The sequence below is a fragment of the Qipengyuania gaetbuli genome (assembly GCF_020171365.1).
In the GTDB taxonomy this organism is placed as follows: domain Bacteria; phylum Pseudomonadota; class Alphaproteobacteria; order Sphingomonadales; family Sphingomonadaceae; genus Qipengyuania; species Qipengyuania gaetbuli_B.
This window is the reverse complement of the sequence record NZ_JAIUZO010000002.1, coordinates 1,869,984-1,886,868: the sequence shown is the minus strand read 5'-3', so window position 1 is coordinate 1,886,868 and position 16,885 is coordinate 1,869,984. Positions and strand designations below refer to the sequence as shown.

Below are 16,885 nucleotides of genomic sequence, written 5' to 3'. Positions count from 1 at the left end.
CGTTAGGCCTTATCCTTGCCCGGAGGCGTTTTGTCCAACGCTTTGACCGCGTGAGCGGCGACCGGCATGTCCATGTGGCGGCGCAATTCGTCGAGCGCCTGCGCGGTCAGCGCCGCCCGTCCGCGCGGGCCGTTGAAGTATTCCTGGATCCAGGGATGATCGAGTTCCATCAGGTTCGGAACGGTATCGACCGCGATGACCCGCTTGTCCGCCAGCACCGCAACCCGGTCACAAATCTCGTGCAGCGTATCAAGGTCGTGGGTGATCAGGAAAACCGTCAGCCCCAGCGTTTCCTTCAGTTCGCGCGTCAGATTGTCGAAGGCCGCCGCGCCGATCGGGTCGAGACCTGCGGTCGGTTCGTCGAGGAACAGCAGTTCGGGGTCGAGCGACAGGGCACGGGCAAGGCCTGCGCGTTTCTTCATCCCTCCCGATAGCTCGCTCGGGTACTTGTTGACGGCGTTCTCCGGCAGGCCGGAAAGCATGACCTTGTAGCGGGCGATCTCGTGCCTCAGCTCGTCCGAAATGTCGGGATAGAACTGCTTGAGCGGGACTTCGACGTTTTCGCCCACGGTCAGCGTCGAGAAGAGCGCGCCACCCTGGAACAGCACGCCCCAGCGGTCGCGCACGCCGATTTCCTCGTCCGGTTCGGCATCGATGATCGAACGACCGAAGACATGGACGTCGCCCGCGGTCGGCGGCTGGAGACCGATGATCGAGCGCATGAGCACCGACTTGCCGGTGCCCGAGCCACCGACCACGCCGATGATTTCGCCGCGCCGGACCTTGAGGTCGAGATTCTGGTGGACGACGTGTTCGCCGAACCGGTTTTCGAGGCCCTCGACCACGATCGGGAATTCGCCCTTGTACCGCTCGTGCCGGCGGGCCTTGTGCGGATCGCTCATCAGCCCCACCCCAGCTCGGTGAAGAACACCGCGAAGAAGGCATCGAGCACGATGACCGCGAAGATGGCGGACACGACCGACATGGTCGTACGCCTGCCGACTTCTTCGGAATTACCCTTCACCTGCATCCCGTTGTAACAGCCCGCAAGGCCGACAATCAGGCCGAAGACGGGTGCCTTGATGAGGCCGACCCACAAGTCATAGGTCGGGACGACTTCCTGGATACGCGACAGGAACGTCCAGAACGGAATGCCGAGCATCGTCTCGCCGATCACCGCACCGCCGAGGATCGCCATGCACGAGGCGTAGAAGCCGAGCAGCGGCATCATGACGACCGCCGCCATGATGCGCGGGATGACAAGCGCTTCCATCGGCGAGATGCCGATCGTGCGCATGGCGTCGATTTCCTCGGTCAGCTTCATCGTGCCGATTTCGGCAGCGAAGGCACTGCCCGACCGGCCGGCGACCATGATCGCTGTCATCAGCACGCCCAGCTCGCGCAAGGTGATCCGGCCGACGAGGTTCACCGTGAGCGTCTCTGCCCCGAACTGTGCCAGCTGCACTGCGCCCTGCTGGGCGATCACGACGCCGATCAGGAAGCTCATCAATCCAATGATGGGCAGCGCAGAAACGCCGACGTATTCGACCTGACGGACCAGCGCGACCATGCGGAAGCGCGAAGGGCTGCGCAGCAGCGAGCCGCAGGAAATCAGCAGCGCGCCAAGGAAGCTGACGACGCCGATGATGCCGGTGCGGGCGTTGAACATCTTCTCGCCCATCGCCTCGGGCACGCGGCTCCAGAACGGCAAGCGGGGAGCGGCCAGCTTTTCCTCGCCGCCGAGGCCGGAAATGGCTTCGAGCAGACGCTGGGCGCGTTCGTCCGCCCCGTGGATTTCCGCTTCGTGTTCGGTGGAGATGGTGCAGGCGAGCCAAGCACCGGTGGTATCGATCTCGGTCACCCCCGAGATGTCGACCCGCGCGATCGCGCCGTCGATGCCGCGCAGGTCGTCGTCGACCGCGCCGATGGTCGACACGAGATAGGGCCCGGTCAGCACCAGCGTGCTGCCGCCCTCCCCTTCGACGACCTCATATTCGGCAAGCCCTGTCATTGACCCCTGCGTATGGGCGGAATTGCCGCGTCAAACAAGCACGTTAGCAATGCGCAGCGCCCCAATGCCGTCTCCGGCGTTGCATCGCAGCATGACGGCTGGCAAAGGCCGGTCCCATGAGCACCGAGCTATCCAAGACTTTCGACCCGGCCGAAATCGAGCAGCGCTGGTACGCGCATTGGGAGGACAACGGCCTGTTCCGGCCCGAGCGCAAGGACGCGCAGCCCTTCACCATCGTGAACCCGCCGCCGAACGTCACCGGCTCGCTCCACATCGGGCACGCGCTCGACAACACGCTGCAGGACGTGGTGATCCGCTACGAACGCTTGCGCGGCAAGGATGCGCTGTGGGTGGTCGGCACCGACCATGCGGGTATCGCCACGCAGATGGTGGTCGAGCGCCAGATGGAGGCGAAACAGGACAAGCGCACCAATTATTCGCGCGAAGATTTCGTCGAAAAGGTCTGGGAATGGAAAGAGGAAAGCGGCGGCACGATCACGCGCCAGCTGCGCCGCCTCGGCTGTTCGATGGACTGGAGCCGCGAACAGTTCACCATGGACCCGCATTTCACCGAGGCCGTGCTCAAGGTCTTCGTCGACCTTTATCGGGACGGACTGATCTACCGCGACAAGCGGCTGGTGAACTGGGACCCGAAGCTCAAGACCGCGATCTCCGACCTCGAGGTCGAGACCACGGACGTGAAGGGCAGTTTCTGGCACTTCCGCTATCCGCTGGCTGACGGCGTCACGACGTCGGAAGGCAAGGATTACCTCGTCGTGGCGACGACCCGGCCCGAAACGATGCTGGCCGACATGGCTGTCGCCGTGCATCCCGATGACGAGCGCTACAAGTCAGTGGTGGGCAAGGACATTCTCCAGCCGATCACCGGGCGGCGCTTCAAGGTCGTGGCGGACGAACATGCCGATCCCGAACTTGGCTCGGGCTGCGTGAAGATCACGCCGGGGCACGACTTCAACGACTTCGAAGTGGGCAAGCGCGCTGGCTTCGCTGCGGGAGAAATGCTCAACATGCTCGATGCCGAGGCGAACGTCTGCCAGACGGCCGACGGGCTGGTCCCCGACGAGTTCATCGGCCTGCACCGCTTCCGCCGCGACGGTGTCGATGGCGCGCGCGAACTGGTCGTCGCGCGGATGAAGGAACTCGGATTCCTGATCCCGCACGTCACAAAGGACAAGGAAGGCAACGAGACCGAAAACGATGCCGAACCGCGCACCATCGCCACGCCCTTCGGCGACCGCGGCGGCGTGGTCATCGAACCCTGGCTGACCGACCAGTGGTACGTCGACGCCGAAAAGCTCGCGCAGGCCCCCATCGAGGCGGTGCGTTCGGGCGCGATCGAGATCGTCCCGAAAAGCTGGGAAAAGACCTTCTTCAACTGGATGGAGAACATCCAGCCCTGGTGCGTCAGCCGCCAGCTGTGGTGGGGCCACCGGATCCCGGCCTGGTACGATGCCGAGGGCAACGCCTATGTCGCGATGACCGAGGATGAGGCTCAGGCGCAGGCAGGTGCCGGCGTCGAACTGACCCGCGACGAGGACGTGCTCGACACGTGGTTCTCTTCCGCGCTGTGGCCCTTCGCCACGCTCGGCTGGCCGGAGAACACCGACCTGCTTGCAAAGCATTATCCCAACGACCTGCTCATTTCCGGCTTCGACATCCTGTTCTTCTGGGATGCGCGCATGGCGATGCAGGGCATGAAGTTCATGGGCGAAGTGCCGTGGAAGCGGCTCTACCTCCACGGCCTCGTGCGCGCGGCCGACGGGGCGAAAATGTCCAAGTCCAAGGGCAATGTCGTCGATCCGCTGGGCCTTATCGACCAGTACGGCGCCGACGCGCTGCGCTTCTTCATGGCGGCGATGGAAAGCCAGGGCCGCGACATCAAAATGGATGAGAAGCGCGTCGAAGGGTATCGCAACTTCGCGACCAAGCTGTGGAACGCGACCCGCTTCTGCCAGTCGAACGGCATCGGGGCGAGCACGAGCATCGCTGCACCCGCTGCGACGCTGGCGGTCAACAAGTGGATCATCGGCGAGGTCGTCGAGACCAAGGACGCGCTCGACAAGGCGCTGGCGGACCTGCGCTTCGATGCCGCGGCAAACACGATCTACCACTTCGTGTGGGACCGGTTCTGCGACTGGTACCTCGAACTCATCAAGGGCAATATCGACGAGGAAACCAGGGCGGTCGCCGGCTGGGCGCTCGACCAGATCTTCGTCATGCTGCACCCCTTCATGCCGTTCATCACCGAAGAGCTTTGGTCCAAGCAGGGCGACCGGGCGAACTACCCGCTGATCACTGCCAAGTGGCCCGAGCCGCAGGCGAACGTGGATGCCGCAGCCAAGGCCGAAATCGACTGGCTGATCGCGCTCACCAGCGCGGTGCGCACGGCGAAGAACGAACTCGGGATTGCGCCGGGCGCGAAGCTGGCAGCCTATTGCCCCGCCCCGTCGGCGCTCGGCCGCAAGGTGGTGGAAGAGAACGCCGCCGCGATCGAACGCCTCGCGCGCCTGACGCCCGTCCATTTCGCCGATGCCCCTGCCGGCGCGGCGATGCAGGTCGCGGCGGGCGAGGACGCTTTCATCGTGCCGCTGGAAGGCGTTATCGACATCGAGGCCGAGAAGGCCCGCCTGTCGAAGGCACTCGAAGCCTCTGCCAAGGAAGCCAAATCGCTCGAAGGGCGTCTCGGCAACCCGAACTTCGTCGAGCGTGCCAAGCCCGAAGCGGTCGAGAAGGCCCGCGCCGATCATGCGCACCACACGGCCGAGATCGAACGGCTCGAAGCAGCGCTGGCGCGGCTGGGGTGACGTGAGCCTCGTCCTCGCCACCGACGACACGGGCGGGCCGGAGATCTTCGCTTCGGTCCAGGGCGAAGGGCCGAGCATGGGTATGCCCGTCGCCTTCATGCGGCTGTCGCGCTGCAACCTCGCCTGCGTGTGGTGCGACACCGCCTACACCTGGCATTTCGAGGGCGACAACCGGCCGCATCGCTCGGGCGAGTTCTTCGACCGCAAGGCCAACCAGGTGACGCTGGAGGAGGCGGAAGTGGCGGAGCGCATCCTCTCGCTCGGCCAGAACCGTCTCGTGATTACCGGCGGTGAGCCGCTGCTGCAGGCCCCCGCGCTCGCGAAGCTGCTCGACCTGCTGCCCGATATGTCGGTCGAGGTGGAAACCAACGGCACCACCAAGGCCACGACCGCGCTCGACATCCGGGTCGACCAGTTCAACGTCAGCCCGAAGCTGGCGCATAGCGGCAATCCGGCAGACCTGGCGCTGATCCCGGAACGGCTCGACGCCTACGCCACCGATCCCCGCGCCTTCTTCAAGTTCGTGATCGCCGAGCCTTCGGACGTGGACGAAGTCATCGCCCTGCGCGACCGCTATCGCTTCCGTCCCGGCCACGTTTTCCTGATGCCGGAAGGCACCGACAGCGAAACGCTGCGGACGCGCGAGAAGTGGCTCGCGGACCTGTGCCTGGAACACGGCTTTCGCATGAGCGACCGCCTGCATATCCATCTTTTCGGCGATACCCGCGGAACGTAACAACGGCGCAATCCCGTCCGCGACCAGCGGACGGCAAGGGCGACCGCCCGCCCGCAGCGGGTGCAGCTTGCTGCACGTCTAGCGAGGACGCACCCGCGGAGGCGGGTGCGAAAAGCAAGAAACCTAGCCCTGCGAACGCCAGCGCTGGACGGTGCGCTGGACGATGTCCTCTTCGCCGCCGCTCTGGCTCCACAGTTCCACGAAGCTCGGGTCTTCCGATGCCGGGCGCTTGATTTCCTCGAGGTTGTCGAAGCTCACGCGGATCGGGATGGCGACACCTTCGCCGCAGATGATGCATTCGCGGTTGCGCAGTGCCGGGATGGCATCCAGGAAACCGCGCGCGCCTTCGGGCATGGCCGCGCGGACGAAGTCCTGGTCGCGGTCGTTGTTGAGGCGCATCGAGATGATCGTACCGCACTGCGACAGCACGCCTTCTGCAAGGTCGGAAGGACGCTGCGTGATCAGGCCCAGCGAGATACCGTACTTACGGCCTTCCTTGGCGATACGCGAAAGGATCGTGCCGACCGAGTTGCCGTCGGCGTTCTTCTCGCTCGGCACGTAGCGGTGGGCTTCTTCGCACACCAGCAGGATCGGCGTGGTCTTTTCCTCGCGGCCCCAGATGGCGAAGTCGAACACGAGGCGGCTCAGAACCGCGACCACGGTCGAAGTGATGTCCGAAGGCACGCCCGAGACGTCGATGATCGAGATCGGCTTGCCATTGGCGGGCATGCGGAAAATCTTCGAGACGAATTCGGCCATGGTGTCGGCCACCAGCATGCCCGAGAACATGAACTGGTAGCGCGGGTCGGCCTTAAGCTCGTCCAGCTTGTTCTTGATGCGCATGTAGGGCGCCGAATTGGTCGCCTTGTCGAGCTTGCCCATCGCGTCTTGGATGGCGTTCGACAGGTCGGACAGCAGGTAGGGGATCGGCGAATCCACCGTGATCTTGCCCATGCTTTCAGCAAGACGGCTCTTTTGGCGGGCCAGCAGCAGGCACTTGGCCAGGATGTCCGCATCGATCTGGCGGTCGTTGCCATTGCTGGTGAGGAGGACTTCGCAGTGTTCCTCGAAGTTCATGATCCAGTACGGCATTTGCAGGTTCGACACGTCGAGGATCACCCCGGTCGTGCGGAAAGCCGCCGAATATTCGCCGTGCGGGTCGATCATGACGATGTGACCTTCGGGCGCCGCCTCGCAGATCCGGTGCAGGATCAGCGCGGCGCTGGTCGATTTACCGGTACCGGTCGAACCGAGCAGCGCGAAGTGCTTGCCGAGCATTGCGTCGACATAGAGGCCTGCGCGGATGTCCTTGGTCGGATAGACGCGGCCGATGGTCACGGCGCTGCGGCCGTCGCTGGCGTAGACCTGCTTCAGGTCGGCGGTGCTGGCCGGATAGACCATCGCACCCGGGACCGGATAGCGCGTCACACCGCGGCGGAAGCCGTGCAGCCTGCCGGTGAGTTTTTCCTCCACGCCTTCGCCGAGGAAGTCGATATTGGCGAGGATGCTGCCTGCCCGGCGGTCCTGCTTCTGGTTGCGCACGCTGGCAAGCAGCCAGCTGTTGCCGACGCGGATCTTGATCTGCGAACCGACCTGGCCGGCCATCGCGATGGAGGGGTCGGCATCATCCGCGCATTCGGTCAGACGCTGGACGTCGATGGCGATCATCGAGCCGGAACCGGAGATTTCGAGCACGACGCCGATGGGTTGGAGGCCGTTGTCGGAAGCGCTTTCGGCAACCGCGGCTGACTCCGGTTCAGCAGCGGGGGTCGGCGGCTCGGATTTTACGGGTGCAGGCGCTTCGGCTTCGACCGGCGCGGCAGGCGCTTCCGCCTGCGGCTGCTGCGGGACATAATCCTGCGGCGGTACTACCGGTGCGGCCTGTTCAGCCACAGGCGCTTCATATTGCGGCGCGGGCGCGGGCGCGGGCGCAGGTTCGGAGACCTGCTGCAGCTGGTGGACATAGCCCGAACGCGACACGGCGGCGGCCGGAGCCTGGGCCTGTTCGGAGCGCCGGATACGGTCGCGCAGCGAATTGCCACGCGGCTGCGGCGGCTCCGCGCCTTCTTCCTTGGCCGGATCGAAGGTCCGAAAGTTTCCGCTACCCATGTCGTTCATAACTGGCGCAAGCCCCCAATGCACATCACGCAGAATTGCATGACGGGGATGGCGCAGAAGGGTTAAAATCGCGTCAACGATGACGCATTTTGGCGCTTGTCAGAGCTTGGCGAAGAGACGCCCTGCCCCCCAGCCCATGCCGACGGAGAGCATCACGGCAAGCAGGCCGTAGGCAAGGCCCCAATTGTTCGCGCCGTTCTCGACCACGCGTTCGAAACCCACCTTGCGCACCTCCACTTCCGAAACGGCGGAGGCGATGACGCGGCCGCGCGTCACGGCAAAGGTTTCGGCCGAATAGGTGCCCGTGGTCACGTTCGAGGGAAGCTCGATGCGCGCCTGGTAGAGCACGCCTTCGTTTATCTGCACGCCGCCGAAATCTTCCCGGTAGAGCCCTTGCCGACGCTTGAGATCGACGAGGCCGGCTGCAAAACGCCGCTCCACCGCCGGTTCGATCGACCCGCTCGGCGACAGCTGGATATAGTCGGTCCCGAATTCGTAGATGGCGGCCGTCTTGTCGTCGACGATTTCGTTGATGGGGCGCGAGGAAGCGACGGCGAAATAGCTCGGCACGGACCGAAAGTCGCTGCTTTCCGCGTTGATCCAGACACCTGCGAAACGTTCCTTTTCGCGCAGGCGGATCGGCTCGCTCGGGCCTTTCAGGACAACGACGATGTCGTATTCCTCGCCCGGACCGCCCGAGGGGTCGAGGATGGCACCGAACAGCAGAAGTTCCTGTCCGACAAAGCCTTGCCGCACCTGCACCTCGTGCTGCGACACTTCGGGCACCAGCACCGGATCGCGCTGTCCCATCAGCACAATGGCCGCAAGCGTAAGAAGGACCGCGCGGATCACAGCGGCGACACCGTGAAGATTTCGTCGGGCCGGTAGAAGAGGCGCAGGAACATGTTGAAGGCCACGAGCAGCACGATGCCGGCAAGCACGAGGCGCAGGACTTCCGGCTTGGCCTTGACCGCGAATTGCGATCCGAACTGCGCGCCCGACACCGAACCGAGCAGCAGCAGCGCGACCAGCACGATATCGACAGCGCGGGTGGTCACCGAATGCATGATGGTCGTCGCGATGGTGACAAAGAGAATGTTGAACAGGCTCGTGCCCACCACGACGTTCGCGCTCATGCCAAGGATGTAGAGCATGGCGGGTACAAGGATGAAGCCGCCGCCCACGCCCATGAGCATGGTCAGCATGCCGACGACCACCCCAACCAAGAGCGGAGCCAGCGGCGAGATATAGAGGCCCGAGGCATAGAACCGCCACCGGAACGGCAGGCTGGCCACCAGCGGGTGGTGGCGCCGGCGCGGGGCCTGCTTGCCGGCGGAGCCGCGCAGCGCCTGCAGGGCTTCCTTGGCCATCAGGATACCGATCGAGCCGAGCAGCACGACGTAGAGCGCATTGATGACCACGTCGATCTGGCCGATCGCGCGGAAGAAATTGAACAAAAGGGCTCCGAAACCCGAACCGATCACGCCGCCCCCGATCAGGACCGCGCCCATGCGGTAATCCACGCCGCGGCGCTTCGAATGGGCGAGCACGCCCGAAACGCTGGCACCGGTAACCTGTGTCGAGGCGGAAGCTGCCGCGACCGTGGGCGGAATGCCGTAGAAGATGAGGAGCGGAGTCGTAAGGAAGCCGCCGCCGACGCCGAACAGGCCCGAAAGGACGCCCGTCAGCGCACCCAGCGCGACGATGACAAGGCCATCGACCGACAGGTTCGCGATTGGCAGGTAGACATCCATGGCGGTGCCCTATCGCAGGCGCACCGTCGATAAAAGCTGAACCGTGTCAAAAGCCCGTCGAAAGGGTCAGCGCAGGGCCGTCGCCCGGCTCCGCATCGCCGGCAATCCGGATGCGATAGTCGAGTCCGATGCGCGCCGGGACATCGCCGACTGCCATCTCCAGGCTGGCCGAAGGCCCGACATCGATTCGCCCGGCGCCTTTCTGGATCCCGCCCCATGCCCCCGGTCCGACACGCAGGCGCGCAAGGTCGAACTTCGCGACTTCGCGATCCACGACCAGCTGGCCATCGGCAAAGCCGGTCGCGAAATCGCCACCCACGTAACCGGCTTGCGCATAGGCGCGCGCACCGAGCCCGTGCGGCAGGTCGCGATTTTCATAGCCGTAGGTGGCGAAAGCTGCAGGGCGTACCTGTGTCCCGGAGCCGGCGTGCGCGGCGCGAACTTCCGCGTGGATCGCAAGCCGCTTGTCACCCAGTGGTTGCACGCGCAGTCCCAGAGCTGCTTCGCGCTGGCCGGGTTCGCGCAGGGCAGCACTTGCTCGCAAGTAGACTGCCGGATCGCGCCGTGATCCCGGCGCAAGCGAATAGGCAAGCAATGCACCTGCCTGACTGTCTCCATAGGCCGGGGGTGCCGGACCAGTGCCAACCTCGCCCGCGCTCCCGCCGCGCAGCATCAGCCAGCCGTCGAACCGCCAGCGGCGCTGCGTAACTTCTTCGGAGCCGGCAGAAACGGGAGGCACTGTTCCGGCCATATCGTCCCTACCGAGCACGTCTGCGATGCTGGAGGGCATCGGAAGGCGCGCCATCGCTGCCATCAGCAGGAGATTGTGCCGTGCAAGGGTCCGTCCTTCTACGAAGGGCGCTGGATGCGTAGCGATGTCGCCGGCGGGATCGAGGTCAGATCCATGCCGGTCGCGCCTGGCGAACTTCGTCGCGGTATGCCTTGCCTGTACGGCGCGGGCTGCAAGCTCGCTCGTCGTTCTCGCCGGAGCTTCTTGTTCGACGAACCGCTCCACGGCGGTTGCGACCCATTGCGGCACAAGCTGGTGGGGAAAGGGGTTCTCCCATGTCGCTATGCGCAGCATGGTCCAGCCGCCGAGCACGACCAGCAGGAAGACCAGCGGACGGCCGCGTCGCTCGATCCCGGTGGAAATCATGCGGGCATTTCCCGGTGCAGAGCCATGGCCGGATGGTCGCTATGCTCGGTCTTGTCCCAGACGACCGGCGCGCCGCGCAACGTTCCGAAATAGGCGGCGAGCGCCCTCCACCCGCTCATGATCGCGATAATGTTCGAAACGAACACGCGCGGAACGGCGCGCAGACCTTCGGCGGCCCCGTATTCGCGTGCCGTGAAGACCGCTCTTGCCGCGCATCGCCAGAATAGTCCTGCAAGCGTGAAGAGGAGCAATGCGCGAAGCAACGGCGACGGCTCCAGAGGAGAGACAAGGCCGAATTCTACTGCCAGCCCCGAAACGAAGGACGCGGCAACGAGGAAATAGGCACAGGCCAGCACCAGCGCCGCCAGCGGGCCGCGCCGGTCGCGCAAGGTCATCCAGCGGTTGAGCAATGACCCGCCCCACCCGAGCCGGTCCCAGCCCTGCAGCGCGATGCCATGCACCCAGCGGGTCTTCTGGCGTACCGAAGTCCCCAGCGAAGACGGGAAATAGGCGCGGGTCGCGACCAGCCTGCCCTGCTGCGTACGAACCCGCAGGAATCGCCCCGCCCCGCCCAGCGCGACCACCCTCTGGCCAAGTTCGTAATCCTCGGTCAGCGAATGGCGGGCAAAGGGTTCGCCCTGGTGGGCCCGGGCCAGCCGGTCGAGCATCGGACGGGCAATGGCAGAGCCGACCCCGGCACCCGGAATGGCGCAGCCGAGGGCATCGCGCACGACCATCGCCTTGGCATGGGATTCTGCGAATTCGTCGGAATAGTGACTTGCGATCCAGCGGGAATCAGAAGGCGGCAGGGCCATGACCGGCAATTGCACGAAATCACTGCGCCACACTGCCCGGTCCAGCAGTACGAGCGCTGCGGGATCGACCATGTCTTCTGCGTCGTGCAGCACCACCATGTGCGCCTTGCAGCGCATCCGCGCCTCGTCGTCGCGCAGGGCAAGATAAAGCCGGTTCAGGCAATGCGCCTTGCTGGTCGGTCCATCCTCCCCGACGATGACCATCCGAATCCGCCGATCCGTGCGCCCGGCAACGGCGATCGAGGCCTGCGTTTCAGGATCGTTGCGATAGCAGCCGACATATATCCGCAGGTCCGCCTGCGGCCAGGAAGCAAGCGCATGGGTCAGGGTCGGACCGATAACCGCGTCTTCCCGCCAGGCGGGAATGAAGACGGCCGCCATGCCCGTCAGCTCTTCGTCCCGGAAGTCTGTTTCCGGTAACCTGCCAGTCTTCGCACGGCCGGTCAGGCGCAGCCAGACATAGGCAGCGTCCATTGCTAGCTCGTCCAGCAAGCCGATGCCGAAAAACACTGCCGCCATGAGCAGCAGTTCATGGTGAATGAGCGCCAGCCATTCGCCGGCGGTAAATTGTGCGACCAACAAACCGTTTCCCCCCAGTGAGTTACCTAACGCAGGGAATCGACCCTTGCAACGAGCGATGCTTTGCGAAAGAGAGCACCCCGATATGACTGACAGGCCAAATCCCATCCGTCTCGTGTTCGCCCCGGTTCGCGCGCTCTTCGTCAGCGACGCGTCTGCGGGCATCCTGCTGATCCTGGTTGCACTCGCTGCAATGATCGCGGCCAATTCGCCGCTGGCGAACGAATATCACCACCTCTTCCATGGCGAGCTGTTCTCTGCCGAGGCGTTCAAGCTCAATACGCTGCACCTGTGGATCAATGACGGCCTGATGGCGATTTTCTTCTTCGTCGTGGGCCTCGAGGTGAAACGCGAGTGGATCGAGGGCCAGCTGTCGGACAACGACCAGCGCAAGATGCCGGTCCTTGCGGCTGCGGCAGGCATGATCCTGCCTGCGCTGGTGTACCTGTTCTTCGTGAATGCCGAGGGCGCGCAGGACCTGACGCGCGGCTGGGCCATCCCGGCTGCCACCGACATCGCCTTTGCCATGGGCGTGCTTGGCCTGCTGGGTAACCGCGTTCCCGCTTCGCTGCGCCTGTTCCTGCTTACCGTCGCCATCGTCGACGATATCGGGGCAGTGCTGGTTATCGCCCTGTTCTACACGGCGAACCTCAAGTTCGCGTGGCTGGTTGCCGCAGTCGTGGTGACCGGCATCATGATGGCGATGAACCGCGCGCGCGTGAGCGCCTATACGCCCTTCATCCTGATGGCCCTGCTGCTGTGGTTCCTGGTCCTGAATTCCGGCGTCCATGCCACCATCGCCGGCGTCGTGGCCGCGCTGACCATTCCCATGGTCGGCAAGGACGACGACACGATGCTCGAACATCTCGAGCACAACCTTGCACCGTGGAGCGCCTATCTCATCGTGCCCGTGTTCGGTTTCGCGAATGCCGGCGTCGAGCTGGGCGCACTGGGCCTTGCGGGCATCCTTGCCCCGCTGCCGCTCGCAATTGCCGCTGGCCTGTTCGTGGGCAAGCAGGTCGGTATCTTCTCGGCCATCTGGATCGCCGACAAGGTCGGTTTCGCACCGCGTCCCGAAGGGGCGAACTGGGCGGAAATCTGGGGCGTTTCGATCCTGTGCGGGATCGGCTTCACCATGTCGCTGTTCATTTCCAGCCTGGCGTTCGCCGGCAACAGCCTGCTGATCGAGGAAGCCAAGATCGGCATCCTGATGGGCTCGCTCATCTCGGCAGTGGTCGGCTACACGATCCTGCGCATGACCACCGACCATCCGGACGACCAGCGTTCGCCCTATCTCGAGGAAGACGAACGCTAGGTCGGGCTACTTACCAGCTTCCGGTATTCGGCATGCTGGCCCAGGGTTCCTGCGGGTCCAGGTAGCCTTCCTGCAACAGCTCGATGGAAATCCCGTCGGGCGTCCGCACGAAAGCCATGTGCCCGTCGCGCGGCGGACGGTTGATCGTGTGTCCGGCGTCCATCAGCCGCTGGCAGGTGTCGTAGATATTGTCGACGCGGTAGGCGAGATGGCCGAAATTGCGTCCGCCCGAATAGGCCTCGCCCTCGCTCCCGTCTTCCGGCGGCCAGTTGTAGGTAAGCTCCACCTCGGACACGCCTTCCTGCCCGGGTGCTGCCAGAAAGATGAGCGTGAAGCGGCCCTGCTCGCTTTCTGCGCGGCGGACTTCCTTCAGGCCGATCAGTTCGAAGAACGCCACCGTCGCCTCTGGGTCGGTGACACGGATCATGGTGTGGAGATATTTGGTCATGTGCTGCAACTAGGCATCATGGCCGCCATGCGAAAGGGGGCCCGTCACAAGGACGAGCCCCCTCCGGTTGACCTCGTGCGAAATCAGAAGCTTGCAGTAATCGTCGCGACCAGCGCATCGTCGGTGAAACCATCGATCGACGGGCCTTCGACACCGACGTAGGACACGCCCACTTCGAGAATGCCGGCCGTCACGCTCGCGCCGATCGACCAGTCCATGCCGCTGTCGTCTGCATCGCCGGCAAGCAGCGGCGGAGCCAGTGCGCCATCGGTATAGCCGAGGTGTCCGGTCACCGTGACGGGCGTGCCCGGCAGGCCGGCGCTGAGATCGGTGTAGACGTAAAGATTGTCGTCCCCGCCCAGCGAATCCTGTTCGAAGGCATAGGCAACGCCAACGGTCGCTTCTGCCGGGCCGAGGTTGAAGCCGACGGAAGCGTAAGGCTCCCAATAGTCGGTATCGAGACCCAGTTCCTCGGTCGGGTAGGCGTAATACAGCAGGCCGACATCGAGGCTCACTGCATCGGTCAGCTGACCCGACCAGCCGCCGTAAATGTCGAATTCCATCTCGCCATAGGCGTCGCCGCCATCGATGGAGGATGCCCAAACGCCGACGTAGAAGCCGCTTTCGTGCGCAACGTCGACGCCGCCCTGGATGGCCGGGTCACCGCCCGAAAGCGAGACGCCGCGGAAACGGTAGTCGGTGGTCAGGGCAGCATTGGCCGATACCGTGATCGGGCCGGATTCTTCTTCGTCCTGCGCAAGCGCCGGGGAGGAGATGCCGCATGCAAGGGCGGCGAGGGATACGGCCAGACGGCCGCGAAAGGACGTGAGCATTTCGAACTCCTTGGGTTCGGATTGGTGCTTCGTCCCACCTGCGTTTTCGCCGGGTCCCGATTCTTGAAAGGGCTCCTCGGGCGAAATCGAAATAAAGGTGCAGTATCCTCTTCAACTGCGCAAGATAGCTGCTTCATCTTTTCGCTATCGCAGCGTGAAGCGTGTCTATTGTGCAACTGCGAAGGCATTCACCCGACGCTCATCGCTTGCTGGCAGGATGGCTAATGCCTAAATGCGCCCGCAACAGGTAACCGCTCGAAACCATGCTCAACGCCCTTCGCCAGATATTCCGCAAGCCCGAAAAGGAACGGCGCATCGCGCACGTACCGCAGGGTGAGCGCTGGTACGTGATCGGCGATATTCACGGCCGGCTCGACCTGCTGGAGGTCTTGCAGGAAGCGATCGAGGCGGACGACGCAGCCTGCGCGCCGGCAAACTCCACCGTGGTATTCCTGGGCGACCTTGTCGACCGTGGTCCCGACAGCGCGGGCGTCATCAAGCTGGCGCGCAACTGGGGCAAGGTGCGCAAGGTCCGCTATCTTGCCGGCAATCACGAGGAAATGTTCCTCGAAAGCTTCGACGACAAGGAGATGCTGCGCCATTTCCTGCGCCACGGGGGCCGCGAAACGGTCCTGAGCTACGGGCTCAAGCGCAAGGAATACAACCGCATGCAGATCGCCGAGGTGCAGAAGGCGATGCACAAGATCGTGCCGCAAAAGCACCGCGATTTTCTCGCCGGCTTCGAAGACATGATCGTGGTCGGCGACTATGTCCTCGTCCACGCAGGGATCAACCCCAAGCGCCCGGTCGAGGAACAGAAGCGCAAGGACCTCCTGTGGATCCGCGAGCGTTTCCTCAACCACGCCGAGTCTTTCAGCCACGTCGTTGTCCACGGGCATACGATCTTCGAGGAGGTCGAGGACACCGGCGACCGCGTCGGGATCGATACCGGCGCCTTCCGCACCGGGGTACTTACCGCACTGGTGCTCGAAGGCGACAGCCGACGCCGGATCCAGGCGTTCGAGGCGGAAGACGGCAGCATCGCCGTCCGCAAGCAAGACTGATTTCCCGATAGTGATGCCAGGGGGCCTGTAAGCCGGGTTCTGTCTCCGCAGACGGTATCCGGAAGACCGGACCGTATCCGCGGCGGCAGCCATTCGTCTGGGCCATGGGTTGCCCCATGGCTCAAGCAGCCAACCCGGGCGGTCGATGCGAAACGCATCTGCTCCCTTGCGGGAACGTGCCGCCCCTATTCGGCCTTGCTCCGGGTGGGGTTTACCGTGCGAGCCCTGTTACCAGCGCCCCGGTGCGCTCTTACCGCACCCTTTCATCCTTGCCTGATCCCGCAAGCGGGCCATCGGCGGTTTGCTTTCTGCGGCACTTTCCCTGGAGTCACCCCCGGCGGGCGTTACCCGCCACCCTCGTTTCGTGGAGCCCGGACTTTCCTCGGATGCAAGCATCCGCGGCTGCCCGGCCCCCTGGCACGGGTGCAGATAATGCGCCCCGCCGATTTATCCAAGCGCGAAGCTCAGCCGACGAAAAGACCGGCAGCGATGCTGGCAAGGAAGACCGCTCCGAGCAGTGTCGAATACCTGCGCACGAAGGCATCCTGCCGGTCGCAGAATTCGCCCTGGTCGGAGCCGAGTTGCAAGGACACCAGTTTCATCGTGTCATTCTCCCTGCCCCCTTGGGTTTCCCTGTTTACTGCCCGTCGATCGTGACGGTGACGGCGCGCCTGTTCTTGGCCCATGCGGCTTCATTGCTACCCAGTTCCACGGGGCGTTCCTTGCCGTAGCTGACGGCGGTCAGACGCCGCCCGTCGATCCCGAGGGAGATAAGGTAGTTGCGAGCGGCATTCGCACGCCGCTCGCCCAGCGCGAGGTTGTATTCGCGAGTACCGCGTTCGTCGGCGTGGCCCTCGATACGGGCAGGTTTGCCCGGATATTTCGAGAGCCATGCCGCTTGCGACCGAAGGGCGGCAGCATCGATATCGTCGATATTGAAGCGATCGGTATCGAAGAAGATCACGTCCTGGCCCGCCATCTGGCTGAGGAAATCGGCCTGGCTGCCCGGGACGATCGAGTTGCCAGCGGCAGCGGGGACCGAAACCGCCTCGCCGGGAGCGGGCGGGAGATCCTCGACCTTTTTCTTGCCGCAGGCCGACAGGCCGAGCGCAAGCGTGAGGACAAGGACGGAAGTACGATTGGGAGACATCGGATTATTCGCTCCATCAGGAAGCCCGTTTCCGGGCCGTTGGCCTGATGGATAGCGCGGTTGGCAAGGAAGCGTTCGTAC

At 64.2% G+C, this 16,885-nt stretch carries 15 protein-coding genes and 1 other RNA gene; 4 read left to right on the top strand and 12 right to left on the bottom strand.

Features of this window, described 5'->3' with window-relative positions:
- Positions 1-2: 2 nt before the first annotated feature.
- Positions 3-902, bottom strand: a complete 900-nt coding sequence (locus tag LCL94_RS09885) for an ABC transporter ATP-binding protein (RefSeq protein ID WP_224832056.1) — start codon at positions 900-902, stop codon at positions 3-5.
- The gene (locus tag LCL94_RS09880; protein WP_224832055.1) at positions 902-2,011 is read right to left on the bottom strand and encodes an ABC transporter permease; all 1,110 of its coding nucleotides are present in this window, start codon (positions 2,009-2,011) and stop codon (positions 902-904) included. The genes LCL94_RS09885 and LCL94_RS09880 overlap by 1 nt, the downstream gene beginning before the upstream one ends.
- Positions 2,012-2,127: 116 nt before the next feature.
- Here LCL94_RS09880 and LCL94_RS09875 point away from each other — a divergent pair, with 116 nt between their 5' ends.
- Both LCL94_RS09875 and LCL94_RS09870 read left to right on the top strand, forming a co-directional pair.
- Complete coding sequence (locus LCL94_RS09875; protein ID WP_224832054.1) at positions 2,128-4,836, top strand: valine--tRNA ligase; 2,709 nt, start codon at positions 2,128-2,130, stop codon at positions 4,834-4,836.
- 1 nt (position 4,837) lies between these two features.
- A complete protein-coding gene (locus LCL94_RS09870; protein ID WP_224832696.1) occupies positions 4,838-5,572 on the top strand; it encodes a 7-carboxy-7-deazaguanine synthase QueE in 735 nt (244 codons plus the stop codon).
- Positions 5,573-5,695: 123 nt separating this feature from the next.
- Here LCL94_RS09870 and LCL94_RS09865 read toward each other — a convergent pair whose 3' ends face one another.
- The 5 genes from LCL94_RS09865 to LCL94_RS09845 form a co-directional block, all read right to left on the bottom strand.
- Positions 5,696-7,690, bottom strand: a complete 1,995-nt coding sequence (locus tag LCL94_RS09865) for an ATP-binding protein (RefSeq protein WP_224832053.1) — start codon at positions 7,688-7,690, stop codon at positions 5,696-5,698.
- Positions 7,691-7,789: 99 nt separating this feature from the next.
- Positions 7,790-8,500: a TIGR02186 family protein gene (locus tag LCL94_RS09860; protein ID WP_224832052.1), complete on the bottom strand. Its 711-nt coding sequence runs from the start codon at positions 8,498-8,500 to the stop codon at positions 7,790-7,792.
- 38 nt (positions 8,501-8,538) lie between these two features.
- Entirely contained in the window at positions 8,539-9,444 is a 906-nt protein-coding gene (locus LCL94_RS09855) for a sulfite exporter TauE/SafE family protein (RefSeq protein WP_224832051.1), read from the bottom strand.
- Between the two features lie 46 nt (positions 9,445-9,490).
- Positions 9,491-10,600, bottom strand: a complete 1,110-nt coding sequence (locus tag LCL94_RS09850; protein ID WP_224832050.1) for a hypothetical protein — start codon at positions 10,598-10,600, stop codon at positions 9,491-9,493.
- The gene (locus LCL94_RS09845; RefSeq protein ID WP_318245578.1) at positions 10,597-11,994 is read right to left on the bottom strand and encodes a glycosyl transferase family protein; all 1,398 of its coding nucleotides are present in this window, start codon (positions 11,992-11,994) and stop codon (positions 10,597-10,599) included. The genes LCL94_RS09850 and LCL94_RS09845 overlap by 4 nt, the downstream gene beginning before the upstream one ends.
- Before the next feature lie 85 nt (positions 11,995-12,079).
- Between LCL94_RS09845 and nhaA the strand changes: the two genes are divergently transcribed.
- A complete protein-coding gene (gene nhaA / locus LCL94_RS09840; protein WP_224832048.1) occupies positions 12,080-13,309 on the top strand; it encodes a Na+/H+ antiporter NhaA in 1,230 nt (409 codons plus the stop codon).
- A gap of 10 nt (positions 13,310-13,319) precedes the next feature.
- On the opposite strand, the gene LCL94_RS09835 is transcribed toward nhaA, so the two are convergent.
- Positions 13,320-13,757, bottom strand: coding sequence for a VOC family protein (locus LCL94_RS09835; protein ID WP_224832047.1), 438 nt, complete (start codon positions 13,755-13,757; stop codon positions 13,320-13,322).
- An 83-nt stretch (positions 13,758-13,840) separates the two neighbouring features.
- Positions 13,841-14,590, bottom strand: a complete 750-nt coding sequence (locus tag LCL94_RS09830) for a TorF family putative porin (protein ID WP_224832046.1) — start codon at positions 14,588-14,590, stop codon at positions 13,841-13,843.
- Positions 14,591-14,853: 263 nt separating this feature from the next.
- On the opposite strand from LCL94_RS09830, the gene LCL94_RS09825 reads away from it, so the two are divergent.
- On the top strand, positions 14,854-15,654 hold the full coding sequence (locus tag LCL94_RS09825; RefSeq protein ID WP_224832045.1) for a metallophosphoesterase family protein: 801 nt from the start codon (positions 14,854-14,856) through the stop codon (positions 15,652-15,654).
- A gap of 12 nt (positions 15,655-15,666) precedes the next feature.
- Here LCL94_RS09825 and rnpB read toward each other — a convergent pair.
- From rnpB to pal, 3 genes are all read right to left on the bottom strand, one after another.
- An RNA gene (gene rnpB / locus LCL94_RS09820) (RNase P RNA component class A) lies at positions 15,667-16,072 on the bottom strand.
- 46 nt (positions 16,073-16,118) lie between these two features.
- Positions 16,119-16,256 carry a hypothetical protein gene (locus LCL94_RS09815; protein WP_224832044.1) on the bottom strand — a complete coding sequence of 46 codons (138 nt, stop codon included), beginning with the start codon at positions 16,254-16,256 and terminating at the stop codon, positions 16,119-16,121.
- Between the two features lie 35 nt (positions 16,257-16,291).
- Positions 16,292-16,804: a peptidoglycan-associated lipoprotein Pal gene (pal, locus tag LCL94_RS09810; RefSeq protein WP_224832043.1), complete on the bottom strand. Its 513-nt coding sequence runs from the start codon at positions 16,802-16,804 to the stop codon at positions 16,292-16,294.
- Positions 16,805-16,885: the final 81 nt, after the last annotated feature.